General features: G+C 54.6%; 20 protein-coding genes. 10 read left to right on the top strand and 10 right to left on the bottom strand.

The genetic code is table 11. The features are described from left to right. Positions 1–298: 298 nt before the first annotated feature. The 5 genes from glpK to glpA all read right to left on the bottom strand — a co-directional run bounded on the left by glpK (position 299) and on the right by glpA (position 7212). Complete coding sequence (gene glpK / locus HFN16_RS12275; protein ID WP_168891032.1) at positions 299–1810, bottom strand: glycerol kinase GlpK; 1512 nt, start codon at positions 1808–1810, stop codon at positions 299–301. Between the two features lie 69 nt (positions 1811–1879). Then, positions 1880–2737, bottom strand: a complete 858-nt coding sequence (locus HFN16_RS12270) for a CoB--CoM heterodisulfide reductase iron-sulfur subunit B family protein (protein WP_168891031.1) — start codon at positions 2735–2737, stop codon at positions 1880–1882. Next, positions 2737–4335 (bottom strand): 4Fe-4S dicluster domain-containing protein, encoded by a 1599-nt coding sequence (locus tag HFN16_RS12265; RefSeq protein WP_168891030.1) that lies wholly within the window; start codon positions 4333–4335, stop codon positions 2737–2739. The genes HFN16_RS12270 and HFN16_RS12265 overlap by 1 nt, the downstream gene beginning before the upstream one ends. A 31-nt stretch (positions 4336–4366) precedes the next feature. Continuing rightward, positions 4367–5632 carry a glycerol-3-phosphate dehydrogenase subunit GlpB gene (glpB, locus tag HFN16_RS12260; protein ID WP_168891029.1) on the bottom strand — a complete coding sequence of 422 codons (1266 nt, stop codon included), beginning with the start codon at positions 5630–5632 and terminating at the stop codon, positions 4367–4369. Then, a complete protein-coding gene (gene glpA / locus HFN16_RS12255; RefSeq protein ID WP_168891028.1) occupies positions 5632–7212 on the bottom strand; it encodes an anaerobic glycerol-3-phosphate dehydrogenase subunit GlpA in 1581 nt (526 codons plus the stop codon). Before glpA ends, glpB begins: the two co-directional genes overlap by 1 nt. Positions 7213–7471: 259 nt before the next feature. On the opposite strand from glpA, the gene HFN16_RS12250 reads away from it, so the two are divergent. From HFN16_RS12250 to HFN16_RS12215, 8 genes are all read left to right on the top strand, one after another. Continuing rightward, the gene (locus tag HFN16_RS12250; protein WP_168891027.1) at positions 7472–8305 is read left to right on the top strand and encodes a DeoR/GlpR family transcriptional regulator; all 834 of its coding nucleotides are present in this window, start codon (positions 7472–7474) and stop codon (positions 8303–8305) included. Positions 8306–8418: 113 nt separating this feature from the next. Continuing rightward, positions 8419–9498, top strand: coding sequence for an ABC transporter ATP-binding protein (locus HFN16_RS12245; protein ID WP_168891026.1), 1080 nt, complete (start codon positions 8419–8421; stop codon positions 9496–9498). A gap of 12 nt (positions 9499–9510) precedes the next feature. Beyond that, positions 9511–10596: an ABC transporter ATP-binding protein gene (locus HFN16_RS12240; protein WP_168891025.1), complete on the top strand. Its 1086-nt coding sequence runs from the start codon at positions 9511–9513 to the stop codon at positions 10594–10596. Positions 10597–10608: 12 nt separating this feature from the next. After that, positions 10609–11478, top strand: coding sequence for a sugar ABC transporter permease (locus tag HFN16_RS12235; protein ID WP_168891024.1), 870 nt, complete (start codon positions 10609–10611; stop codon positions 11476–11478). 6 nt (positions 11479–11484) lie between these two features. Continuing rightward, on the top strand, positions 11485–12282 hold the full coding sequence (locus HFN16_RS12230) for a carbohydrate ABC transporter permease (RefSeq protein WP_348771086.1): 798 nt from the start codon (positions 11485–11487) through the stop codon (positions 12280–12282). A 15-nt stretch (positions 12283–12297) separates the two neighbouring features. Then, a complete protein-coding gene (locus tag HFN16_RS12225) occupies positions 12298–12576 on the top strand; it encodes a DUF2160 domain-containing protein (protein ID WP_168891022.1) in 279 nt (92 codons plus the stop codon). A gap of 109 nt (positions 12577–12685) precedes the next feature. Next, positions 12686–14422, top strand: a complete 1737-nt coding sequence (locus HFN16_RS12220; RefSeq protein ID WP_168891021.1) for an ABC transporter substrate-binding protein — start codon at positions 12686–12688, stop codon at positions 14420–14422. Between the two features lie 100 nt (positions 14423–14522). Next, positions 14523–15809 (top strand): 4Fe-4S dicluster domain-containing protein, encoded by a 1287-nt coding sequence (locus HFN16_RS12215; protein WP_168891020.1) that lies wholly within the window; start codon positions 14523–14525, stop codon positions 15807–15809. A gap of 79 nt (positions 15810–15888) precedes the next feature. Here HFN16_RS12215 and HFN16_RS12210 read toward each other — a convergent pair whose 3' ends face one another. The 4 genes from HFN16_RS12210 to HFN16_RS12195 all read right to left on the bottom strand — a co-directional run bounded on the left by HFN16_RS12210 (position 15889) and on the right by HFN16_RS12195 (position 21578). After that, positions 15889–18987: an efflux RND transporter permease subunit gene (locus tag HFN16_RS12210; RefSeq protein ID WP_168891019.1), complete on the bottom strand. Its 3099-nt coding sequence runs from the start codon at positions 18985–18987 to the stop codon at positions 15889–15891. Positions 18988–18990: 3 nt separating this feature from the next. Beyond that, positions 18991–20076, bottom strand: coding sequence for an efflux RND transporter periplasmic adaptor subunit (locus tag HFN16_RS12205; protein ID WP_168891018.1), 1086 nt, complete (start codon positions 20074–20076; stop codon positions 18991–18993). Further along, positions 20076–20759, bottom strand: a complete 684-nt coding sequence (locus HFN16_RS12200) for a CerR family C-terminal domain-containing protein (RefSeq protein WP_168891017.1) — start codon at positions 20757–20759, stop codon at positions 20076–20078. Before HFN16_RS12200 ends, HFN16_RS12205 begins: the two co-directional genes overlap by 1 nt. A 204-nt stretch (positions 20760–20963) precedes the next feature. Then, positions 20964–21578 (bottom strand): flavodoxin family protein, encoded by a 615-nt coding sequence (locus HFN16_RS12195; protein ID WP_168891016.1) that lies wholly within the window; start codon positions 21576–21578, stop codon positions 20964–20966. A gap of 153 nt (positions 21579–21731) precedes the next feature. Between HFN16_RS12195 and HFN16_RS12190 the strand changes: the two genes are divergently transcribed. Next, positions 21732–22640, top strand: a complete 909-nt coding sequence (locus HFN16_RS12190; protein ID WP_168891015.1) for a LysR family transcriptional regulator — start codon at positions 21732–21734, stop codon at positions 22638–22640. Between the two features lie 88 nt (positions 22641–22728). Next, a complete protein-coding gene (locus HFN16_RS12185) occupies positions 22729–25026 on the top strand; it encodes a GAF domain-containing protein (RefSeq protein WP_168891014.1) in 2298 nt (765 codons plus the stop codon). On the opposite strand, the gene HFN16_RS12180 is transcribed toward HFN16_RS12185, so the two are convergent. Further along, positions 25023–25343 (bottom strand): MGMT family protein, encoded by a 321-nt coding sequence (locus HFN16_RS12180; protein ID WP_168891013.1) that lies wholly within the window; start codon positions 25341–25343, stop codon positions 25023–25025. The genes HFN16_RS12185 and HFN16_RS12180 overlap by 4 nt on opposite strands. Between the last annotated feature and the right edge of the window lie 59 nt (positions 25344–25402).

Here is a 25402-nt window from a genome sequence, read left to right as displayed (position 1 = left end):
AATTACAGGTATATGATGCCTCCGGCGGCCCCTCGCCGGAGTGGCGTTTCCAAAACTTATTATCGGTCGCTTCGCTTGAAGCTGTGCCGTTACTTTAAGGCAACTTCCTTAAATTACAACCCCTGCATCTATGTTGCACAATGGGATTCCAACGGATCATTGGCCTTTGTCCGGATGCCAGGCAGGAAGCCCAGCTCGTCCAATCTTAATCGCGCCAAAGAGGCATCCACCCTCTTCTTACCCCAAAAAAAGGCGACCCTGATCGGGGCCGCCTTTGGTTGTCTTTGTTTGGACAGTCTTAGTCGACCCAGTCAAAGGTTCTTTCGACGGCCTTCTTCCAGCCATCGTAGCCCTCTTTGCGAGTCTCCTCGTCCATATCGGGCTGCCAGGTCTTGTCCTCTTCCCAGTTGTTGTACAACTCCTCACGGCCAGACCAGAAGCCAACGGCAATACCGGCAGCGTAAGCCGCACCGAGGCAAGTGGTCTCTGCCACTTTGGGGCGTACAACAGGAACATCAAGGATGTCGGACTGGAACTGCATAAGTAGCTCGTTGTAAACCATGCCGCCGTCAGCCTTGAGGGTCTTGAGCTCTACGCCGGAATCCTTGTTCATGGCTTCGACGATATCCTTGGTCTGGTAGGCTGTGGCCTCCAAGACTGCACGGGCAATATGATTGCGGTTGATGTAGCGAGTCAGGCCCACCATGACGCCGCGGGCATCGGGACGCCAATACGGAGCGTACAGACCGGAGAAGGCAGGTACGATGTACATGCCACCGGTGTCCTCGACCTTGGAGGCCAGAGCCTCGATCTCGGGAGCGGACTCGAACATCTGAAGATTGTCGCGCAGCCACTGAACCAGCGCACCAGCAATGGCGATGGAACCTTCAAGGCAGTAGGAAGGCTTACGGCCAGAGAACTGATACGCCAGCGTGGTGATGAGACCGTGCTTGGACTGGATAGGCTCGTGACCAGTGTGCATCAACAGGAAGCAACCGGTGCCGTAAGTATTCTTGGCCTGACCGGGAGCGAAACAGGTCTGGCCCACGAGGGCAGCCTGCTGGTCACCGACCGCACCGCAAACCGGTACACGTGCACCGAGCGGTCCATTTTCGGCGGTGGGACCCCACGTATCTTCATCGGAGGAAGGCACAATTCGGGGCAGACCCTGACGGGGTACGCCCATGATGTCCATGATCTCCTGATCCCATTCCAGCGTCTTGAGATCCATGAGCATGGTACGGCTGGCGTTGGTTACGTCAGTAACGTGTGCGCCGCCCTTGGGACCGCCGGTGAGCCACCAGATGATCCAGGATTCGATGGTGCCAAACATGGCATCACCGCGCTCGGCGGCAGCCTTGGCCTCAGGCACATTTTCGAGAATCCACTTGATCTTGGGGCCGGAAAAATATGTTGCGATGGGCAGCCCGGTCTTTTCACGGAAACGGTCCTGACCGCCGTCAGCCATGAGGTCCTTGCAAATCTCGTGAGTACGGGTGCACTGCCAGACAATGGCGTTGTAGAACGGCTTACCGGTGTTGCGATCCCAAACGACAGTAGTTTCGCGCTGGTTGGTGATGCCGATGGCGGCCAGCTCGGAGCCCTTGATGCCAGACTTGGTCAAAGCACCCTTGATGACCTCGCAGGTGTTGTTCCAGATTTCCATGGGATCATGCTCGACCCAACCCGGCTTGGGATAGATCTGCTCGTGTTCCTTCTGGTCCAGTCCGACGATGCGGCCCTTCTCGTCAAAAATGATGAAGCGGCTGCTGGTGGTTCCCGAGTCTACGGCTCCGACATATTTCGCCATGTGCGTCTCCTTATAAACTGAAAAGTTGTGTGTCGCTTTTATCAGGCCCGTGTAGCACAAAGCCGGGCGCTACAAAACAGGTGCATGCCAGGGAATGTGATTTTTGTTGAGGCCCACCTCATAGGCATCCAACCCGAGCGCTTTGCCGATGAGCTGCGTCACCAACACCGCAGGCGGAGCCTGATAGGCAAGGTCGGTACGCGGCAGTTTGGCCCGCTCGCGATCGAACTGAAGCTGACAATAGGTACAGGCTGTGACGATGATGTCTGCGCCCGCTTCCTTTGCCCCTTCCACCTTCTTGCGCATAAGCGCCTGGGAGATAATATCGTCACGCCCGCGCAGGGGGTGACCACAGCACTCCAGGCGCAGATCCCAATCAACGGTTTCTGCGCCCAGAGCCTGGATTATCCGTTCAAACAAGGTCGGAGCCAATGGGTCGTCAAACCCGGTGACGTTGCCGGGGCGCAAGGCATGGCAGCCGTAATGGCATGCCACCTTGACTCCGGACAATGGGATTGCGGTCCGTCGTCGGAGGAATTCGGCCCCGACCTGTTCGTCCAGAATGGTCAATAGATGAAATGCGTCCATGCTCTTGGGCATGGAGAGCCCGTCCTGTGCCAACAGATACGCAACTGACTCGGAGAGCTTGGGGTCTTCCGCCAACCGATGGGAGGCGTATTTGAGATTGCCGAAACAGCATTTGCACGGCGTCATGATAGACAGCCCTGCCGCTTCAGCCTGCGCAAAATTTCGCACTGCGGAGTAGATGGAAGCCAGTTCGTTTTCGTGTCGCACCGGCCAACCGCAGCAGTTGAATTCCAGTTTGACCAGCTCGATATCAAGCGCGTTGCAAACAGCCTCTACAGAAGAACCGTATTCGGGCAAATGATGTTGAATCTTGCAGCCGGGAAAGTAAGCGAATCTCATTAGCATTCCCCCTTGAAGCGGTCACGCCCGATGCGGGCGGCAGCAGTGTTGCGAAGTTCATACAGGATATCGGCTACTTTGATATTTTGTGGGCAGTGTTCCTGACACTTGTAGCAAGTGGTGCAGGACCAGACCATGCGCGCGCCGAGCGTCTCGTCTTTAAGGCCCATGCGCAGAAGATTCATGATCTGCTGAGGAGTGAGATCGAGGTCGGTGGACGGATCTTCACTCACAGCCACCACCGGACAGACACTGGTGCAGGTGGTACACTGCACGCAGCCGTGGAAAGATTCCTTGTTGTCAGCCAAGCCATAGACTGGCGGCAGACACGGCTCCTCACCAAGCCCTGAAGAACGCGTTACCGCATCCATGGCACGAACAGCCTGATTCGGATCAGGAGACTCGGCAGCCACTTCAGGCTTGGAGGTCAACCACAGGTCTTGCAAATTGATGCCGACCGGACAGATATCAGTACATTGCAGGCACTCGGTACAGATACGACTGCCTTGAGCAAAGTCCTCCAGATCATGACCAGACAGCGAACCTTCTGAACGGTATTTGCCAAGAGATACGAGCTTTTCCGATGGCAGAATATCCTTGTTGCCCAGCACGGCGTAACTCGGTGCCACGCTGCAACGGACACTACATTCGCCGCAACGAGTACAGGCATCCAGCCCCACCATCTGCGCAAACGGCCCGGCAGGAGCACCATCACGACGACCCTGACGTGCAGCCAGATTCACGGGAGCGGACAAAGGATGGAAAAACTTGCCAAATGGCAGCGTTGCCAACCCTATGAAACAGAAAACAATGTGGAGATACCAGAAGACCTTATCTGCTCGACTGACATTCAGCGAATTGGCCAGCGGCATCATTGCCGTTGCCAGCGGGCGGGAAACAAATGCGGATTTGGTATTGGAATGACAATCAGCACAGCTATCCTGGTTCAGCTCTGCACCCTTCTCTAACGTATCCTCATCCATGGGGAGCGTTTCCGGGAAAACGACCCCGTACTCGTCAGCCCAATAGGCTTTCAACGCGGTCATGTCTCCAGCTTCGTCAGGCACAAAGAACTCATTTGTCATGCGGGTGAAAACGGCTGGGGAAATGATCTTGGATGCTTCGAGAAAGAAGCCGGACAGGATAATGCCGGCCACCAACAGGATGGCTGCCCAGTCTTGAAAGCGGGACGTGTCGCGAACAGTGCGTGTGTGGAAGCGGCGATGCCCCATGTAGGCAAGGCCCGACAAGGTCATGAGACCAAAGAGATTACGCAGCCACTGCCACGGATCAAGCGTGGACTCAAAGGCAGGAAAGAATGCGGCGGTCACATAGTCATCAAGGGCGTGGAAAAGCAGCAGCCCCATGAAGCCAAAGAAGACCAATGTATGAGAAATCCAGCGCAGCTTGTCGGTGCGGCCGGTGCGGGCAAGCAGGAGACCGTCAAAGATCAACGCCCAGACAGCCTTTATGGGGTTCAGCGAATTACGGTCTGGAGCCGTGGATTTTCCAGCGGCAAACCACCGCACAATGCGCCGGGCGGCACCGGCGATAAAAATCACTGAGGCGAGAATCAAACCGAAATCGAAGAAATCCATACCCGCTCCTCTTTGAACAGTTCCTACCTCTTTACTTCGCCAACTCCACAACAGCCTTGTACGCGGTGGCAATCGCCAGCCCTGCACCACACTTCATGCGCATCCAGTCATGGTGGGCCAGCACGGCTCCTGCGGCATAAAGATTGTCGTGCATTGGCGAGCCATCAACGCCCAGCGGACGAAGGTGAGAATCCACCTCGACGCCCGCCAGGTTCACGGGGTGCCCTCCCTTGTCAAAGAATGCCTCGCCGTGCCACTCGTCGCGAGCTTCAGGCTGGCATACAGGTACCCCAAATACAGGTTCGATGATCTTGTCACGCTGCGCCTTGAGCCCCTTACCGAAGAACCGTCCTGTCGCCAGAATGCAGCTCTTGGCCGAGACCGTATTGGCAGCTTTGCCTTTCCCGACGGTGAAATGAATCACACCGCCATCCATGGTGGCCCCGGTGATCATCTTCTGAGACAGAGTTTGCACGCCCAGCGCGGGCAGGCCTCTGTCGAAGACGGCACGAAGACGGGGACCTGCGATGGACGGAGGCATGGTCGGAATCTCGAAAATATGTTTGCCGGTGAGTTCTTCCAGGTGGTCGACGATCTTCTGCGGATCAATGAGGCCCAGCACCGCGGGAAAGCCGATGTACTCGGCATCTCCAGCGTGTTCCATCACTGTCTCGGCCAGCTTCACACGATTGGCGGGATCAGCCAGAGCCCAAGCCATATGCTCAGGGTACAGCTCACCTTTCCCGTTAGGAAAGTCCACCCGTACGGTGCGCAGCTCAGGCCAACGCTCCTTACGATTCTCAACCAGCTGGTTGCCACTGAATCCCTTGAGACCGTTAAAGTCCACAATAAGGGTCGGAGCTTTACTCTCGAAAGCCTCGGCCCCCTTCCATGCGGACTTGGGAAGACGGTACGTGCGTTTCACGGTTCCGGCAGAGGTCAGGGTACAGGTGTTGCGGTCATCGTTCCCCACATACTCCAGCCCTTGCTCAGCAAGAAAATCGGTAAACCCGTCGATAGAAGCGGAAATTTCATCAGAGGTCATCAAACCATAAGGATGCTTGGGATGATCAGCTACCACAGCATCAATAGCTTTCCACGGATTCATCCACCGCTTGCCTTCGCTGATGGGGTGTACGCCCATGAGATCAATGAAGCCTGTGGAAAAGTCGATACCACCGGTGGAGCCTGCCTGCACGACCTTGAGACCGCGCTTGGCAGCGAACAGAGCTGCGGCCATGCCCGCGAAGCCCGAGCCGATGACCATGACATCATAAAGTGTATTGTCTTGCGTCATTATTCGTCTCCGCAGGTTTCGTCGTCATCATCCAGTTCCAGATCCAGCGCGCCGCAATACAGTGCCTCCTGCAGGTCGGCCTGAACCATGCCCAGCCCCCAAAGGACCGGGGAGAAGCCGCGCCAACGGCGTCCCACGAACTGACGAAGTTCGTCCATACCCTGCTGGCCCTGCTGATGACCTTCATCGTAGAGATGGCCGGTAATGCGCAAGCCGCAGAAGCCGCCCTGACACGGGCCCTTGCCAACTCGGCTGCGCAGGCCGATTGCCTGCAACATTGATTCGCCACGCATCTCGCCCATGTTTTCGACGATGGTATTTACCGCGGTGCGGGAGACCATCTCGCACTCACAGAGAACGAGGTCGTCGGCGTTACGATCCTGAATCCAGGACTTGGGTCCCAGACCGGGTTCGGTCCAGCGGCCCATGGTGGAAGCCGGGAGCGGCTCCACAGCGGTGAGGCACGGCGCTGTCACGCCGAGCTTTTTACAGACCATGTCTGCGGTTCGCTCGGCCATCATGCGGTAAGTTGTCAACTTGCCGCCGGTGATGGTGACGAAGTTGTCCACGTTGTCACCGGCGTGATCGATGAGAGAGAAGCCACGACTCACGTTGCGAGCATCTCCCGCATCGCCGGAAAGCACCAACGGGCGAACCCCGGCGTAAGCGCGGATGTAACGAGTGGTCTCCAATACAGGCATCATGGCCTTGGCATCTTCAATGATGCGGTCCACTTCGCTGACGGTCGGCTTGCAGTGGTCCGGGTCGTCCACGGTAACAGAGGTGGTACCGAGAACCGACACGGTGCCGCCGGGCACGAGGATATCCGCATCAGCAGCCTTGCGAAGACGGTTGACCACTCGTTTGGTCAGCCTGTCCTGGGTAACGATGAGACTACCTGCGGAATAGAGGATGTTGATCTTGGCCCCGGCAAGTTCAGCGACCTGTCCGGCCCACGCGCCTGTGGCGTTGACCACGATCTCCGCCTCGACCAGAAATTCTTCACCCGTGCGCTCATTGCGGAGCCGGGTACATTTGATGTCGCCGTTCTCGACGTCGAAGCCAACAACTCTGGCGTTACGCACATACTCGGCGCCGTGGTCCATGGCGTGGGCAAGGTTGTCCAGTGAAAGCATGAAAGGATCGACGGCAGCGTCTTCTACCTCGTAGGCAGCGATAAGCTTATCGGACAGAACCGGCTCCATGGCGCGGGCTTCATCCAATCCCAACTTGCGGGCCGGGACCTTGCTGCGGTCGCACATGGCCTGAAAATCAGCGATGTACTGCTCGTTGTCGCCTTCCACGGCCACGAACAGGCCGCCCGTGTCCTCGATACACTGGGGCGCCAGTCGTTTGAGGATTTCCCCCTCTTCACGACACTCGATAGCCGCTTCCATGTCCGACGCCACATAACGGGCACCACTGTGAAGCAGCCCATGATTACCGCCCGAAGCGCCCGCATTGATGTCGCGACGCTCGGCCAGGATACATTTGACCCCGCGCAGGGCGAGATCCCTGGCAAGACCGGTACCTGTGGCTCCGCCTCCGAGAATAAGGACCCTGGTCTGTAAAACCTTCATTGGATTCAACCTTTATGAAAATGCTTTGTTGGCTTCTTTCGCAAACCGACACGCAATCGTCATTATTTCTTTTCCCTTGTAACAAAAAAGTGAAAGTGATATGAACAAAAAAACACACTTTTGTCGTTTTTTTGCTGAGCAAGGGAGGCTCAAGCTAACGAAAATCGGCTGACGCGTCACTCCTTTTTTCACTTCCGAACACAAAACCACCCCTTTTTATTTTCACTATCGAACGTTTTGACCGCTCAAGGAAAGGACCATGCAGGGCACTGAATCCGCAAACACTGAAGATCATGGAGGTAAACATGCCTCCGTCCGCACACGCCACGCCCAGATAATCAAACTGGTCAGAGAACAGGGATTTGTCGCCATCGGCACCCTGGCTGATCGCTTTCAAGTGACGCCCCAGACTATCCGCCGAGACATTAACATTCTCAGCAAGCAGGGTCACCTCCAACGCCACCACGGCGGCGCAGGTCCCACTTTCAGCACAGAGAATGTGGACTACACCGACCGCAAGGTGCTCTGCCTGCAAGAAAAGCAGATCATTGCCCAGCTTGTCGCCAAACAAATCCCAAATCGCTCATCCCTGTTCATCAACATGGGCACCACCAACGAAGAAGTGGCCAAAGCCCTGATCCACCATCAAAAACTCCGCGTCATCACTAACAACCTCAATGTCGCTAAAACATTAAGCGGCAACTCTGACATGGAAGTCATCGTCACCGGCGGACTGGTTCGGCCCAAGGACGGCGGCATTGTTGGCGAAGCGGCCATCGACTTTATCCGCCAGTTCAAAGTGGATTACGGCATCATTGGCATCAGCGGCGTGGATCTGGATGGAACCCTGCTCGACTTCGACTACCGCGAAGTAACGGCTGCACGCTCCATCATCGAGAACTCCCGCAACGTATTTCTGGTCACAGACCACACCAAATTCGGCCGCAATGCCATGGTCCGTCTTGGCAGCGTCCAGGAAATAGACGCCATGTTTACTGACACCATGCCACCCGCTGAACTGGTGGACATCATGAAACAGAGCAAAGTGAAACTTCATGTACCCGAGAAATTCCTACTGGATGAATCCAGATAGAAGCGACTCATAATGTATTTTCGCTTGCGAACATAATATGACAATGATAGGGCAAATGTGATTAACTGGCGGCAACTTTTTGACCGGAATCGACCACCCGGGAGTTAACATTTATGGGTCTTAAACTAACTGGCATCAACAAACTGGTTGGACAGGAAGTCCACCTCAAAGACATCGATCTGGATTTCGAATCCAGTTCCCGTTACGTGATCCTTGGCAGGACACTGGCGGGCAAGACGTCTTTGCTCCGCATCATGGCAGGACTCGACCGTCCCACCACAGGCACGGTGGAGTCTCAGGATACCGACGTTACAGGCGTATCCGTACGCGATCGCAGCGTAGCCATGGTCTACCAACAATTTATCAACTACCCCTCGCAGACTATCTACGAGAACATCGCCTCGCCCCTTGTGATCGCAGGCGAGAAAAAGGATGAGATCGAGCGCAAGGTGCAGGAAGCAGCCCAAATGCTTCACATTGAACACCTGCTTGATCGTCTGCCCGCAGAGCTTTCCGGTGGCCAGCAGCAGCGCACCGCCATTGCCCGCGCTCTGGTCAAGGACGTTGACCTGCTCCTCCTCGACGAGCCTCTGGTCAACCTCGACTACAAACTCCGCGAAGAGCTGCGCGACGAATTGCAGAAGATCTTCATCGAGCGTGATTCCGTAGTCGTCTACACCACCACGGAACCTACCGAAGCCCTCATGCTGGGCGGCAACATCGTGGTCATGCACGAAGGCCGCGTCCTGCAGGTTGGCCCGACAGCCGAGGTTTACGCCAATCCCGCCAACATGGAAGTGGCCAAGGTCTTCAGTGATCCGCCCATCAACTTCCTGACAGGCTCCGTCAAGGACGGCACGGTCACCATCGGCGATCAGCTGAATTTCGCAGCTCCGGCCTCCATGAAGGACCTGGGCACTGGCGATTATACCTTCGGCATCCGCTCCAGCCAGTTCAGTCTCAACAACGAAGACGGACAGGAAGTATGCATCAAGGGCGAAATCAATCTGACCGAGATCAACGGTTCCGAGACCTTCGTCCACTTCAAGTACTGCGACGCATCCCTCGTTGTGCAGGAGAACGGTGTCCACTCTTATAAGGTTGGCAGCGAAGTTTCGGTCTATGCCCATCCCGGCGCATTCTATGTTTTCAACGAAGCAGGCGATCTGGTTGCATCGCCCGCCAAGGCCTAGCAGGGAGCCATCATGGCGCGTATCGAGTTAAACGAAATCAAGCACAGCTACCGCCCGAATCCGCAGAGTGAGGACGACTTCGCCCTGAAGCGTATTCACACTGTCTGGGAAGACGGCGGCGCATATGCATTGCTCGGCCCTTCCGGCTGCGGCAAGACCACCATGCTCAACATTATTTCCGGGTTGCTCAAGCCGTCCCACGGTTCCATCAGCTACGATGGAACGGACGTCTCGGCCATGCAGCCCGAAGAACGAAACATCGCTCAGGTGTTCCAGTTCCCGGTTCTCTACGACACCATGACCGTGTACCAGAACCTCGCCTTCCCCCTCGTCAACCGAGGCGTGGACAAGGCGGCCATCGACAAGCGTGTCCGCGAGATTGCCGACGCTCTTGACCTGACCGATGACCTGCAGAAGCGTGCAGCCGGACTCTCCGCTGACGCCAAGCAGAAAATCTCCCTCGGTCGCGGCCTGGTCCGCAGCGATGTGGCAGCGATCCTCTTTGACGAACCGCTGACCGTCATCGACCCCCACCTCAAGTGGGAACTGCGCCGCAAGCTCAAGGAAATCCACCAGGAATTCAAGCTCACCATGATCTACGTCACCCACGACCAGGTGGAGGCCATGACCTTCGCTGACAAAATCGTGGTCATGTACGAAGGCGAGATCGTGCAGATGGGTACCCCGGAAGAACTCTTCGAGACTCCGGAGCACACCTTTGTCGGTTACTTCATCGGTAGCCCGGGCATGAACTTCCTCGAATGTACCATCGACGGCTCCAAGGCCAAGGTAAAGGGTGCGGAAATCGAGCTCGAGCCCGAATACGCCAAGAAAGCCATCAAAACCGGCGGCAACCTCAAGATCGGTATCCGCCCCATGTACGTGGGATTGGAAAAGGACGAAGTCGCCGGCGGCGTAAAAGCCACAATTACCGGTGTCGAAGATCAGGGCTTCTGCAAGATCATCACCGTCAAATTCGGCGAGAACATGCTCAAAGCCCGCATCAAGGACGACCGCGAACTTCCTGAAGGCGAATGTTGGATCGTCTTCCCGCCGGAAAAAGTCAAAATCTACAGCGACGAACGTCTGGTGAAATAGGGGGAGAAACTAATGAATAAATGGCAAGACAATAGAGCCTGGTTTCTGATCCTTCCGGTCTTCATCATCGTTGCATTTTCCGCAGTCATCCCGCTGATGACCGTGGTAAACTACTCGGTGCAGGACATTTTCGGTCCGGGCGAACGTTTCTTTGTTGGCGTTGAATGGTTCCGCGAAGTCCTTCAGGACCAGCGACTCCATGACGCTCTGTTCAGACAGCTGACATTCTCCATGCTGGTACTTCTCATCGAAATGCCGCTGGGTGTTGGCATTGCACTGACCATGCCCAAAAAAGGCTGGGCATCTTCCGCCACACTGGTACTGATCGCCCTGCCGCTGCTCATTCCCTGGAACGTTATTGGCACCATCTGGCTGATCTTTGCCCGTCCTGATATCGGTCTCTTCGGAGCATTTATCAACGGCTTGGGATACAGTTTCGACTACACGGCGACGCCCATGAATGCATGGGGAACAGTCATGCTCATGGAAGTATGGCACTGGACGCCGCTGGTAGCACTGCTCGCTTACGCAGGTCTGCGCTCCATCCCTGAAGCATACTATCAGGCTGCCAAGATTGATGGCGCTTCCTCGTGGTCCATCTTCAAGTACATTCAGCTGCCCAAGATGCGCGGCGTGCTCACCATCGCACTCCTGCTTCGCTTTATGGACAGCTTCCTGATCTACGCCGAGCCCTTCGTCCTCACCGGCGGTGGCCCCGGCAACTCGACCACATTCCTGTCCATCTATCTCGTTAAACTCGCGGTAGGCCAGTTCGACCTCGGTCCGGCAGCAGCCTTCTCACTCGTCTACTTCCTTATTGTCCTGCTGTTCTGCTGGTTGTTCTACAACGCATTGCAAGCTGCAGGGGCGGAGGATAATTAAATGAAGATTCAAAAACGACGCCTTGCATTGATCTTTTATCTGGCCCTGTTGTTTCTCCCCATCTACTGGATGATCAACATGTCCCTGAGGACCAATGCGGATATCATGGCTAACTTCAGCCTGATCCCCACTGACATCACGTTTGAGAACTACTTGAAGATTCTGACGGACCCCTCCTGGTACTCCGGCTACATCAACTCAATCATCTACGTAGGTATCAACACCACCATCTCTTTGTTGACTGCACTGCCTGCTGCTTACGCGTTTTCTCGCTACAGCTTCATCGGCGACAAGCATGTCTTCTTCTGGCTGCTCACCAACCGCATGGCTCCGGCCGCGGTCTTCCTGCTGCCCTTCTTCCAGCTCTACTCCACCTTCGGCCTCATCGACACGCACATCGCGGTGGCTCTGTCCCACTGTCTGTTCAACGTGCCGCTGGCTGTCTGGATTCTGGAAGGCTTCATGTCCGGGGTACCGCGTGAGATTGATGAAACCGCCTTTATTGACGGCTACTCTTTCCCGCGCTTCTTCATCCGGGTCTTCATTCCGCTCATTCGCGCTGGTATCGGCGTAACGGCATTCTTCTGCTTCATGTTCAGCTGGGTTGAGCTGCTGCTCGCCCGTACGCTGACCACCACGGCAGCAAAGCCCATCGCCGCCACCATGACCCGTACGGTATCCGCCACCGGCCTCGACTGGGGACTGCTGGCCGCAGCCGGCGTCCTGACCATCGTGCCTGGAGCACTGGTCATCTACTTTGTCCGCAACCACCTCGCCAAGGGCTTTGCCCTGGGCCGAGTATAAGAGGGGAGGATCATTATGAACTTCGAATGGATGGCATGGACCCCGATTACTGCCGGGTTCTTCATCACCATCGTCCTCATCCTCATTGGCATGACCATCTGGGAAATCAAGTCGCCCTGTACTGAGCGTCGCGGATTTCTGCCCATGAAAACTACCCGCGGAGACCGTCTTTTCATCGGTCTCCTCGGCAGCGCCTATATACACCTGGCCTGGGTTGGCCTCACCACCTTCCCTGTCTGGGTAGCAACGGTAATTTCCGTTTGTTTTCTTGTCATTATCATGCGTTGGGGGTAACATCGCATGATCCCTTTGCTGGGTAGACAAGTCAAACGGGATAGATACGGTACTGATTGATTGTACTAGAGGTAGAGGTGTTATTCTTAAACAGCATACGGAGGTACGTATGAAGTTGCGGCGTTTAGTGATGACCGGGATGCTCACGCTGGCATTCCTCAGCCTCGCCAGTGTCGGTATGGCCGACATGAAGGCTGCCAAAAAATGGGTCGACAACGAGTTCCAGCCGTCTACTCTGTCCAAAGCAGAGCAGATGAAGGAAATGGAATGGTTCATCAAAGCTGCTGAACCTTTCAAAGGCATGGAAATCAAAGTTGTTTCCGAAACAATCCCCACTCACGAGTACGAATCCAAGGTACTCGCAAAAGCTTTCTATGAAATCACCGGCATCAAGGTCACCCATGACCTGATCGGCGAAGGTGACGTCATCGAAAAACTGCAGGTCCAGTTCCAGTCCGGTGAGAACGTCTTTGATGCTTACATCAACGACTCTGACCTCATCGGTACCCACTTCCGCTCCGGTAAAGTTGTCAACCTGACCGACTGGATGGCAGGCGAAGGTAAGTCCGTTACCCTGCCCACCCTGGACATCGACGACTTCATGGGTAAGTCCTTCACCACCGGTCCTGACGGCAAGCTCTACCAGCTGCCTGACCAACAGTTCGCGAACCTGTACTGGTTCCGTTACGACTGGTTCCAGAAGCCTGAACTGAAGAAGGCTTTCAAAGCCAAGTACGGCTACGAACTGGGCGTTCCCGTGAACTGGTCCGCTTACGAAGATATCGCTGACTTCTTCACCAACGATGTTCGTGAAATCGACGGCAAGGCCATCTACGGCCACATGGATTACGGCAAGAAAGCTCCGGACCTCGGCTGGCGTTTCACTGACGCATGGCTGTCCATGGCTGGCGCTGGCGACAAGGGTATCCCCAACGGTAAGCCCGTTGACGAATGGGGCATCCGCGTAGACGGTTGCCGCCCTGTCGGTTCCACCGTTGCTCGTGGTGGCGCCACCAACGGCCCCGCTGCTAAGTACGCTCTCCGCAAGTACATGGAATGGCTGCGTAAGTACGCCCCTCCGGGTGCTCTGGGCATGGACTTCTACCAGTCCCTCCCGTCCCTGGCCAAGGGTAACGTTGCCCAGCAGATCTTCTGGTACACTGCCTTCACCGCTTCCCTGGTTGAGCCCCAGTCCAAGGGTAACAACACTGTGGATGCCGCTGGCAAGCCGCTGTGGCGTATGGCTCCGTCCCCGCACGGTCCTTACTGGGAAGAAGGCCAGAAGCTCGGTTACCAGGACTGCGGTTCCTGGACCCTGCTGAAGTCCACCCCGCTGAAGCGTCGTCAGGCTGCATGGCTGTTCGCACAGTTCTGCGTTGCCAAGACCACTTCCCTGAAGAAGACCCACGTCGGTCTGACCCCCATCCGCAACTCCGACATCAACGACAAGTCTTTCACCGAACGTGCTCCCATGCTGGGCGGCCTGGTGGAATTCTACCGTTCCCCCGCTCGCGTTGCATGGACCCCCACCGGCACCAACGTTCCCGATTACCCCAAGCTGGCTCAGCTTTGGTGGCAGAACATCGGTGAAGCCGTTGCTGGTGAAGTCACTGTTTCCACCGCCATGGACAACCTGGCAAAGGAACAGGACAAGATCCTCATGCGTCTCGAACGCGCCGACATCCTCGGCGAATGCGGTCCCAAGCTGAACAAGCCCCGCGACGAGGCTTACTGGCTCAATCAGCCCGGTTCCCCGAAGGCCAAGCTGGCCAACGAGAAGCCTCAGGGCGAAACCGTCGACTACGATCAGCTGATCAAGGCCTGGAAAGCAGGCAAGGTCAAGTAGTCTGACCCGCTGAAAAGCAATCCAGGGGCGTCCCATTCGGGGCGCCCCTTTTCTATGGCTTTCATTGTCAATTCCAGAACTCGGGTGTAGGGACTTCTGCATGGGACACATCATAGGTAAAGACGTCTATCGGCAACTGGGAAACACGCTCGACAACACGCCTGTGCGCATGCCTTGGTCAAAGGCCATGCGCGACATGCTTGAAGCCCTTTACACACCTGGAGAGGCCGAGCTCATCACACGGATGCCCTACCGCCCCTCAACTATCCAGCGGGTGGCCAGAGTCACGGGGATAAACGAGCCCCGACTCCACAAAATGCTGCCGGAGATGTGTCACAAGGGCCTCATCTGCGACATCCACGACGGCGAGCAGTACCAGTACATGATCGCTCCTTTTGTCATCGGCTTCTTCGAATTCTCCATGATGCGCACCCGCGGCGAGCTTCAACCCGCCAAGTGGGCTGAACTCTTTCAGGCGTATATGTTCGGCGACAACGCTTTCATGGAAGCGAACTTCGGAGATGGACAGCAGGTATCTGTCATGCGCGCTCTTCCCTATGAGGAGACAGTGCGCGATGTCGACCATGTGGAAATCCTCGATTACGAGAAGGCTTCCGCTCTCATTGAAGACCAAGATCTTTTCGCTGTCAGCCTATGCGCATGCCGCCATGAAAAGCACCACTTGGGCACACAGGGTTGCGATGTTCCATTGGAGACTTGTACCTCCATGGGCTCATCCGCCGAATTTCTCATTCGAAACGAGTTCGCCCGTCAGGTGGACAAAAGCGAATTTCTGGACATCTTCGCCCGCTCCAAGGACATGGGGTTCACCCTGTCCACTGATAACGTAAAGCAGGGAGCTGGCTTCGTCTGCCATTGCTGCGGTTGCTGCTGCAATCTCATGCACGGCATCAAACACAGCGGCTATCCCGGAATACTGGTCACTTCATCATTCATTGCCAAATGTGATGAAGACTCATGCAACGGCTGCGGCAAGTGCGTTCGTGCCTGCCCGATTGATGCTGTCACCATGCAGGAACGCCCCACTTCCCCCGGAGAGAAGAAGCGCAAATACGCTGTCGTAGATCAGGACCTCTGTCTCGGTTGTGGAGTCTGTGCTTTGAAATGCAAACCGAAATCAATGGAACTCCATAAACGAGACCAGAAAGTATTCCATCCCGAAGACTCTTTTGAACGCGTCATCATCCAGTCGCTGGAACGTGACACCTTGCAGAATCTCATCTTCGATAATCCCAACAGTCAGGTTGAAGGATTCATGCGCGGCATTGTCGGCGGTTTCCTCAAAATCAGCCCTGTCAAAAAGGCTCTCATGGGCGAAAAACTTCGCTCACGTTTCCTCAACGCCATTCGCAACGCATCGGGCTAATCTCACTCCGTATATCAATGAAAACCGCCTTGCCATCATCTGACGGCAAGGCGGTTTGTTTTAGTATTGTCTGTGCTGACTAAGCGGACGGAACCGGGATGTCACTTCCCTGCTCTACCACTTCAGGGTTCCACACATATTCCTTGAATCGCTGGCCAAAGAAGATGGAATACAGAACCGGGCACAGTACCAATGTCAGGACAGTGGCGAATGCCAGACCCGACATGATCAGGTTTGCCATGGGCCGCCACATTTCACCGCCCTGCAAAGACAGCGGAATCATGCCGATGATCGTGGTGGTTGCCGTCATGATGATGGGCCGTGCGCGCTCCATGGAGGAAAGCACAATAGCGTCGGCCAGATCCATGCCGCGACCGCGCTGAATCTCAATGCGGTCTATGAGCATAATCGCGTTATTCACGATGATGCCGAGCAATGAGATCATACCAAGCATGGGCATGAAGCCGAACGGCGCATTGGTACTGATCATACCCGCCGTGATGCCGATCATCATAGGTGGCAAAGTCAGCAGAATGATGAGCGGACGCCGGAAGGAGTTGAACTGGAAGATGAGGACCAGCACGAGAAGGCCCATGGCCAGCGGCATGTTGGCGTTTATCGCTTCCTGAGATTCCACACTCTTCTCGAATTCACCGCCGTACTCGACAGTGTAACCAAGTGGCCAGTCTTCCCCCTTCATGAGAGCATTGATCTCAGGGCGAACCTTGCCGAGAATGGACAGGGCAAAGAAGCCGTTGGCAACGTCTGCCTTGACGGTCATGGTGCGCGCCTGATCGCGCCGACGGATATCCGAAGGCTGCCAGTCGAGCTTGGAAGTCGCCACCTGACTCAGAGGCACATTAGTACCCTCTTCGTAAGAATAGACATTGATGGAATCAATCTTGTCAAGGTGGTCGCGGAAGCCTTCATCGTTACGAAGAACAATGGGAATATTAGTGTCGCCCTCGCGATAGGTAGATGCCTGAAGACCGCTCATGGAGGTCTGGAGGCTGACAGCCACGTCGAAACTGGTGATGCCAGCTTCACGAGCCTTGTCCTGATCCACCTGCACCATCATCTTCTTGGTCCACTGACCCCAGTCGTCCCATACACGGGTGATACCCTGCTGAGCCTCGACGATTCCAACCACTTTGTCACGCAACGTATACAACGTCTTGATATCCGGTCCGCTAATACGAATCTGCAACGGCGCGCCAACCGGCGGACCATTCATGAGCTTCTTCAGACTGAAGTCGGCATCTGGAAAGTTGGACTCCATTTCATGGCGTGCACGCTCGATGAGAGGATCAACAGATTCGACAGACTTGGTGTTGATGATGAAGGTGGCAAGGTTGGAGTTCTGCTGCTCAAGGTTAAGGGGCAGATACCAACGAGGGCCACCGTGACCAACGAATACGGCCACGCCATCCACATCTTTATCGGCCAGCAAGAAGTCTTCAAGCTTGGCCACACGGTCACGAGTGGCCGTGATGTCAGTACCGTAAGGCTGCCAGAAGTCGATGGTAAACTGTGCGCGTTCGTTGGGAGGGAAGAACATCTTGGGCACAAACTTGAAACCCCAGAGTGCAACACCGCACAAGAGCATGATGCTGACAACGCACACGGTACGATTGCGCAGGCTAAGCAGGAGCAATCTGCGATACCAGCGATACATACGGCTGGCATAGGTCTGAACCTGAATCTTCGGTTTGAGGATGTAGTAGCACATCATAGGAACCATGGACATGGACAGGCCCCAGGAGCAGGCCAGCGCCAAGGTCACAACCACGAACAGTGAGAAGCAGAACTCACCAGTTGCGTTCTCTGCCAGCGGAATAGGCAGAAAGGCGAAAATCGTGGTCAAAGATGCTGCCAAAAGCGGCATCCACAGCTCACTGACAGCTCCGGCCACCGCTTTCAGACGTTCCTCGCCAGAGGCAAGACGCACCAGAATGGCCTCGGACACAACCACGCCGTTATCGACGAGAATACCGAGGGAGATGATAAGCGAAGCAATGGAAATGCGCTGCAACCCAACATCGAAGAACGGCATGAGACCGATGCAGCCAAGCATGGCCATGGGCACCAGCGAACCTGCGATGATACCAGTGCGCAGCCCTGCGAATACCAAAATAACGATGACGACGAAGCCGAAGGACTCAAGCAGGTTGATCATAAAATCCGTGATGGCGGCATTGACGTAATCAGGCTGGAACACCACCACGTCCATGTCGAGACCGTGGTAGAGATTCTTGTTGATCTCGCCCAGCTTGGCGCGCACGCGCTCACCCAACTCAGTGATGTTACCACCGTCTTCCATTGCAATGGCAAGGAAGAGACCGGGCTCACCGTTGAAACGGGCCATGGTGGACGGCGGATCAGAGAAACCACGGGTGATGGTGGTAACATCAGCCAAACGCACGGAGCTTTTCTGGCCCGGAGGGCGAATGGCGATGGAATAGATATCTTCCAGCCCTTTGAACTCACCAGTGGGCTCAATGACGATGCGCTCGCTACCCACCTGACTGGAGCCGGAAGGCTGAATGGTGTTCTGGCGATCGATGATCTGGGCCAGTGCAAACGGAGACACGCCAGCAGAAGCCATACGGGAGTTGGAGAACTCAACAAAGATGCGCTCGTCCTGCTCACCCCACCGCTCGACCTTGCCAACGCCATCGACCTTCAAAATCTGGTCACGCACATCATCGGCAACATCTTTCAGCTCTCGGTAGGAAAAACCGTCACCAGTGATAGAGACCACCATGCCGAAGACATCACCAAACTCGTCGTTGACGTAGGGCTTGGAAGCTTCAGAAGGGAGATCGGTTTCAGCATCGGTCACCTTGTTGCGAAGCTTCTGCCACGTAGGGCCCATCTCCTTGATGGCATCGAGAAATTCCACCTCAATGAGGGAAACACCGGTCATGGACTGGGAGCGGACCACCTTGAGGCCATCCAGTTCACGAATCTTCTCTTCGAGCTTGTCAGTGACCTGTTCCTCCACACGCTGTGGAGAGGCACCGGGGAACTGGGTCATGACCAGAGCCGTACGAATGGTAAAATCCGGGTCCTCGTCCTTGGGGATATTGATGAACGTCATCACGCCGCCCAAGGCGATGATAAGGAAAAGGGCTATCGAGGTGCGATTGTTCTCAATGCACCATTTGGCGAGATTCACGGCCTAGCCCTCCGTCTTCTTGACGCGGACCTTCAGGCCCTCTTTCAAATGGTGTACGCCGCGCACCACAACCACGTCTCCGTCCTTGACGCCATCCAGCACCTCAATACCGAGCGCGCTGAGACGTCCCACTGCGATGCGCTGCTTGCGCACGGTGGAAGTGGCAGGATCAACAATCCAGACGGCACGGGTCCCATCGGACTCGCCCAATATGGCCACGCTGGGCAGGTAGTAGGCGGCGGCATCAGAGCCTTTGCCGATGAAGCTCACATGGCCGGACATACCGGAGCGAACCAGCTTGTCTTCGTTATCCAGATAGACCTTCACTGGATAGGTGGAACCAACCGTGGAATCAACGCTGACTTCCATGACCTTGCCCAGCATGGTGCGGCCCGGCAGGGCGTCAAAGCGCACTTCCACTTCGTCACCTTCATGGACGTTGGAAATAAGCATGTCGGGAACGGAGATGTACATCTTCATCTGGCGACCCGCGTTAAGCGAAACCACGGACTGACCGGCATTGACATTCTGGTGAATCTTGGTCTCCACCTTGCCGATCCAACCGTCAAAGGGAGCATGCAGCGTAGTGTAGTTCAAGTGCTTGCGGGCAATATCGAGTTGCTTGGCAGAGGCGGAAAGCTGCGCTTCGTAGGACTTGAAATCAGCCTCAATCTGATCCAACTCGCCACGAGAGATCACGTTACGTTCAAACAACTGGGAGTTACGCTCCATGTCAGCCTTTGCGCGAACATAGTTGGCGCGCACCTGCTCCAGATTGGCCTTGGCCTGACGGAGTTCCAGCTCGTAGTCGGCAGGATCCAGACGGGCAATGACGTCCCCCTTGGAAAAACGACGACCAATCTGATCACCTGGAAAGGAGATGATCTTGCCGCTGACACGGAAGGACAGGTCGGTCTCAAGAGCGTCTTCTGCAGTACCGGCAAAGGTCCACTGACGGCCCATGTCACTGGAACTCACCACCACAGTCTTAACCGGACGGATGGGAACCTCCACCGTAGCAGGGGCATCATTGCAGGCATGCAGCAACGGCAGGGCCAGCAACGCGATCAAAAGGATATAGCGTTTCATTATGCGTTCTCCATAGGGAGGCCCAAAGAGCCTCGGATTCGTTTGCAAACTACTGTGATAATTTTTTCAAGGCCGTGGCCTTCATAACTTTCCCACTCCATGCGCTTGCAGATGATGTCATGGCCTTCCAGAAATTTGGTCAGAGTGCCGATGATGGTGTGGGCGGTGATGACGTATTCTTCTTCGTCAGTGTCCTCAGGCAAAACGCTTTTGACGAGCGCCATGAGGGATTCGAACGAAGGATCAAAAAATTCTTTTTCTAACTTGGGATAAGACTGAGTAGGTTGGGCCAACTCACGGGAAAGGAGAAACGAGGGCCAAATGTGCTTTTTCATGCCCAGAATACCACGGGTCAAAGCATCCACATACCAGGATACGCCCTCACCCTTCTCTTCCGGTGTCTTGAGGTCGGCAAACCGCTCGCGAACCTGCTCCGCTGTGGGGAAGAAATCGTCCCGCACTTCGATGATGGCATCCATGATCGCTTCATACAGTCCCTGCTTGCCACCGAAGTGATAGCCGACTGTGGCGAGATTCACCCCGGCCTCGGCCGCCAAGGTCCGCATGGACACACCATGAAAACCGTTCTGGGCGAACAGGCGCGCGCCAACGTCGATCAGGACAGCGCGAGTCTCCTCACCCTGCGCTTTTCGACTCAATGCTTTTTCAGGATTATTCGTCATACCCTTCCTCTTTGAACCGGATTAAAACACGCGATTTAATCCATCGCATGAGGCATCTCTATGCCCCTTGCTCATCTAAGTCAAACGTTCGTTCAAGATAATAACAAGAAAGTTGCATAGTCAACAAGAAAGTTGCATGGTCAACAAAAAAAAGGGCCCCGCCAATGCGACGGAGCCCTTTGAAAGCGAATGATTATTTATACTTTAGCCAAAGAAATCGTTATTTTTCGGGAAGGTACCCTGATGCGGCTTCATTGCCCTGCCAAGCCAGTCAATGGTCTCGGCCATGGTTTTCATGTTGTCCAGACCTTCGGGATCATCCAGCACTTCCCCCTTGTCCAGCCCACGACCAAGATTCCAGTATGTAGCACCGGGAACGATCATCTGGGACATCAGGTACATATGATTGATGGTGTCAAAGACATGAATGCCTCCGCCACGACGAACGGCAACAACAGCGGTGCCGATCTTTCCGGCAAAGGCGCGATCATTGGCCAAAGCGACCATACCGGAACGGTCAAGGAGCGCCTTGAGTTCTGCGCTGACATCAGAAAAATAAGTGGGAGAGCCAAGGATGATGGCGTCAGCCTCAAGCATCTTCTCCATGATTTCATTGAAGATGTCGTTGTTGACGATGCACTTGAAGTCCTTGTTTTCCCAACACTTGCCACACGCCATACAGCCACGGATGTTGCGACCTCCCAGTTGCACGAACTCGGTTTCCCAGCCCGCCTTTTCCATATGATCCAGCGCGTGCTTGAGCATATTGTCAGTATTTCCGCCCTTTCGTGGACTACCGTTCACAGCGATCACTTTCATGATGTTTCTCCTTGAAAATATGAAATGTCGTTTAATCTTTCCTATTACGCAGTGCATTTCAGCCCTGCCTGTTGACATCAATTAGACCAAGACTATTTATGAGTGAAATAAGACAAATCATATTTTGTCATCATAATTATAATAGGAGTAGCCATGATCAATCTAGAATGGCTCAGAACCTTCAAAACCGTATACGAAAAAGGGAGCATGACCGCAGCCGCAGAAGCGCTCTTCATCTCTCAGCCGGGCGTAAGTCTGCACCTCTCCTCCCTGGAAGACCATGTTGGACACAAACTATTCGAGCGTGCACCCCGCCGCCTCATCCCGACGGAGCGGGGAAAACTCCTTTACAACTCGGTGGTAGACATCATCAATCAACTGACCGAGGTGGAAAAGAACTTTCAAAAATCCACCCGTGAAGACACACCGTCTGTCACGGTGGGCATGTGTTTCGAAACCTACCGGGAAACCCTTGAGAAGCATGTTCAGGACTTTGATTTCAACCTGATTCTCGAGTTCGGCGAGTATCGCGAACTGCTGCAAAAGATGGCGCAGGGCATCATTGATCTGGTGGTCACCCCGCACAAACAGGATGAGCCAAACATTCTTTATCGTTCTTTCTCTCAGGAACACATCGTCCTTGCTGCCGGACGCGATGTTGACGCGAACGCTTTCCACGACGCACTCGGTACCGGATACAGGCAGAAAGTAATGGATTGGCTCCTCACCCAACGATGGTACGGCATCACTGGTGACAACGAACACCTACGCCGTTTCTGGCAACTCAATTTCGGAGCATACCCGGACTTTCGCCCCAACTACATCGTACCCAACATCCATTCCATCGTGACAAGCCTTTCCAAAGGGACTGGTGTGGGAGTCATCCCCGACTTTCTCTGCCGTCGTGAAGTGGAACGAGGCGACCTTCAAATCCTGTGGCAGGGCTACAAACCGCTGACCAACACCCTCTATATTGCCCGCCGCAAAAACGAACTACACCCTGAAATCATTCAGCACATCGAAGCACTGCTAGAGGCAGAAATGCCTGATTTTCAGAACTGACCAGAGAACCTTCGGGTTATCATTGCCTCAAACAAGACAGCGTTTATGCTTTAACAAACCGCATGAACAGACTGTACTGAGAACTCCAATGCGAGACATAACAAAACAATCATACAACAGCCTGCCGTTCCAGACGGAGCTGAGCTTTGCTCCCCTGTATCGCAAGATCAAGGAGATGCTGGAACAGGAAGACACCGTTTTCGCTGTTGCAGCACGAAAAATCATTCAACTGCTGGAGCGCGATGGCGGCATAATTGATCGCCCTCTGACGAACGAGGACCTTGTCGCCCATGCGGCAGATGTCCGACTGCTCATGCAATTCGTTTTTCCGGGGCTGGAAGACGAGGATGCCCTATGCAAGGCTTATGAGCCCTACAACGCAACCCCGTTTTTCTCCACAACCCGGTTCAAGAACCTTCTCGAATCAGACGACGTAACACTGTCACTCAGCGAAAGCGTACTCCCTCAAGGCGAGACCCTGCGAAACGAAGACGAACTCTTTGCGTACACCATGCTCTACGACATTCACTACGAAGTGGAGCACACCATCCGTGAGCTGGTTCTGAAAGCCCACAACAAAGTCACCCGGCTGGACCGTTATTTCACCATCAATTACTCGTTCAACTACGTGGATGTTCGGCTCAATGGATTGGAAATAATCCCCAAAGAGCAGTTTACCCGCCTGCTAATCATGAGCGACCTGAAAACGCTCAAAGAACTCATGCCTCTCAATGGGGTGACCTTCTCCGGTTTCATTTTTGCGCGCTATCAGGAAGTGACTGAACGAGCCAACATTTCTCAACTCAAATCCGAACTGGTTGAACGAGACGCTCTCAACGATCCAATCAAATTTGAACGAATCGTCCAACGTATCCGCTCAGTGCTGCAGCTTGAAGACCTGAATGCCGGTCTGGGCTTCCACTACCGGGCCATCCGCCAAAACGACAACTGCATGTTGCGCAGCCTGTTTCGAGACTTTCCTGGTGGAATGGAAGAGATGATGGGCACAGTATACGGCACCGTCTTCAAGACAGGCAATCCGCTCTTTGTCCCCAACGTCTCCGAAAAGAAAATTGATACGGAAATTTACGAAATTTTGGAGCAATCAGGCATCAAAAGTATGGGTTTCATTCCGCTGAAGGAGAATGGGAAGACAATTGCCACTCTGGAACTCACTTCAAGCCGCCCGGAAATGATCAACTCGAATTCCATATACAAGCTGGCGGACTTGCTGCCAGTCCTGAGCATCGCCGTCCGTCAGGAGATGGACGAGTTCGAGTCACGCATCGAGCGCACCATCAAGGCCCACTGCACAGCAATCCACCCCAGCGTTGAATGGAGGTTTGTGGAAGCTGCAACCCGTTACCTCAATTCACCTGGTGATGACGCCCGATTCGAAAACATCGAGTTCGAGGAAGTATACCCACTATATGGCTCCATGGACATCCGCTCTTCCTCGGAGCAACGGAACAGGGCTATTCAGGCAGACCTGCTGGAGCACATCCAACTTGCCTCTGAAACACTGCAGAAGATCATATGCAGCAAGTGTCTCCCCTTGGCAGACTACCATCATAGCAAACTGCAAAAAATCCATGATCAGATCAGCAGCGAGATGGATTCCGGCGATGAGATCTCTGTTCTGGAATATCTGCACACGCAGGTTGAGCCTTTCCTTGAAAACGTGCGCGATAACGAGCCCGTCTCCTCGGCTCCCATCAACGCCTATTTCGAGGAAATGAATCCGCTCTTGGGGACCCTATACCAACGCCGCAAGGACTATGAGGCATCCGTAACCCTTATCAATGAGAGCCTGTCACGTTTTCTTGACGAAGAAGAAGTCGATGCACAGGATATCTTCCCACACTATTTTGAAAAATATCGCACCGACGGCGTGGAGTACAACGCATACGTTGGCCAATCCATGGTCAAGGAGCGCCATTTTGAATCGGTTCAGCTCATGAATCTGCGTCTGTGGCAGCTGAAGATGATGTGCCGCATGACAAGACTCGCCGAATCATTGACCAGTTCCTTGCCTAACCCCTTAGCCTGCGCTCCTCTCATATTGGCTCATTCCACCCCCTTGACCATTCAGTTTCGCGTGGACGAGAAGCAATTCGAGGTCGAGGGCTCCTACAATGTGCGCTACGAGATCATCAAAAAGCGCATCGACAAATCCACTATCCGGGGGACCGACGAGCGCCTGACCCAACCCGGCATGTTGGCCGTCATCTATACGCAGGAAAAAGAACGTGAGGAGTACGAGGGATATCTCGAATATCTCACAGACAAGGGGTACGTGAAAGGCGAGGTAGAACACCTCATGCTGGAAGATCTTCAGGGCGTCCACGGTCTGCGTGCCCTGCGGGTAAATGTAGTGCTGGACTAGAACTCGTCAGGCCGCCAGAGAAAGCGATCCAAATCGACTTTGCCGGATGCATCAAAGGCAATGCCTTCGTTTTCAAGGTGTTGCCTTTGCTCCTCGTAGCCTTGCATCGGTTTCAGTGAGATGCGTCCCTGACTGTTGATGACGCGATGCCATGGCAGCCCTTCCTTACGAGTGAGGGAATGCAGAACTCGTGAAACCTGCCTTGCGGCGCGGGGATTGCCAGCCAAACGGGCCACGTAGCCATACGTAACCACATATCCAAACGGGACACTGCGGATGGTATTAACAATGCGTTGAGTCAGTTCACTAAGCGCCATTTCAATCCTTGAAAAACGGTCAACCACCCTCTTGGGCGATTGACCGTTCTTTATTCATT

The sequence above is a fragment of the Pseudodesulfovibrio sp. zrk46 genome (assembly GCF_012516435.1).
Lineage (GTDB): Bacteria > Desulfobacterota > Desulfovibrionia > Desulfovibrionales > Desulfovibrionaceae > Pseudodesulfovibrio.
This window is presented reverse-complemented; position numbering and strand designations above follow the sequence as displayed.

Coding starts and splice junctions, on each gene's coding strand:
- HFN16_RS12220 (WP_168891021.1), top strand. CDS start 12,686: ATGAAGTTGCGGCGTTTAGTGATGACCGGGATGCTCACGCTGGCATTC.
- HFN16_RS12225 (WP_168891022.1), top strand. CDS start 12,298: ATGAACTTCGAATGGATGGCATGGACCCCGATTACTGCCGGGTTCTTC.
- HFN16_RS12235 (WP_168891024.1), top strand. CDS start 10,609: ATGAATAAATGGCAAGACAATAGAGCCTGGTTTCTGATCCTTCCGGTC.
- HFN16_RS12200 (WP_168891017.1), bottom strand. CDS start 20,759: ATGACGAATAATCCTGAAAAAGCATTGAGTCGAAAAGCGCAGGGTGAG.
- glpK (WP_168891032.1), bottom strand. CDS start 1,810: ATGGCGAAATATGTCGGAGCCGTAGACTCGGGAACCACCAGCAGCCGC.
- HFN16_RS12185 (WP_168891014.1), top strand. CDS start 22,729: ATGCGAGACATAACAAAACAATCATACAACAGCCTGCCGTTCCAGACG.
- HFN16_RS12205 (WP_168891018.1), bottom strand. CDS start 20,076: ATGAAACGCTATATCCTTTTGATCGCGTTGCTGGCCCTGCCGTTGCTG.
- HFN16_RS12195 (WP_168891016.1), bottom strand. CDS start 21,578: ATGAAAGTGATCGCTGTGAACGGTAGTCCACGAAAGGGCGGAAATACT.
- glpA (WP_168891028.1), bottom strand. CDS start 7,212: ATGAAGGTTTTACAGACCAGGGTCCTTATTCTCGGAGGCGGAGCCACA.
- HFN16_RS12265 (WP_168891030.1), bottom strand. CDS start 4,335: ATGGATTTCTTCGATTTCGGTTTGATTCTCGCCTCAGTGATTTTTATC.
- HFN16_RS12180 (WP_168891013.1), bottom strand. CDS start 25,343: ATGGCGCTTAGTGAACTGACTCAACGCATTGTTAATACCATCCGCAGT.
- HFN16_RS12215 (WP_168891020.1), top strand. CDS start 14,523: ATGGGACACATCATAGGTAAAGACGTCTATCGGCAACTGGGAAACACG.
- HFN16_RS12190 (WP_168891015.1), top strand. CDS start 21,732: ATGATCAATCTAGAATGGCTCAGAACCTTCAAAACCGTATACGAAAAA.
- HFN16_RS12250 (WP_168891027.1), top strand. CDS start 7,472: ATGCAGGGCACTGAATCCGCAAACACTGAAGATCATGGAGGTAAACAT.
- HFN16_RS12245 (WP_168891026.1), top strand. CDS start 8,419: ATGGGTCTTAAACTAACTGGCATCAACAAACTGGTTGGACAGGAAGTC.
- glpB (WP_168891029.1), bottom strand. CDS start 5,632: ATGACGCAAGACAATACACTTTATGATGTCATGGTCATCGGCTCGGGC.
- HFN16_RS12240 (WP_168891025.1), top strand. CDS start 9,511: ATGGCGCGTATCGAGTTAAACGAAATCAAGCACAGCTACCGCCCGAAT.
- HFN16_RS12270 (WP_168891031.1), bottom strand. CDS start 2,737: ATGAGATTCGCTTACTTTCCCGGCTGCAAGATTCAACATCATTTGCCC.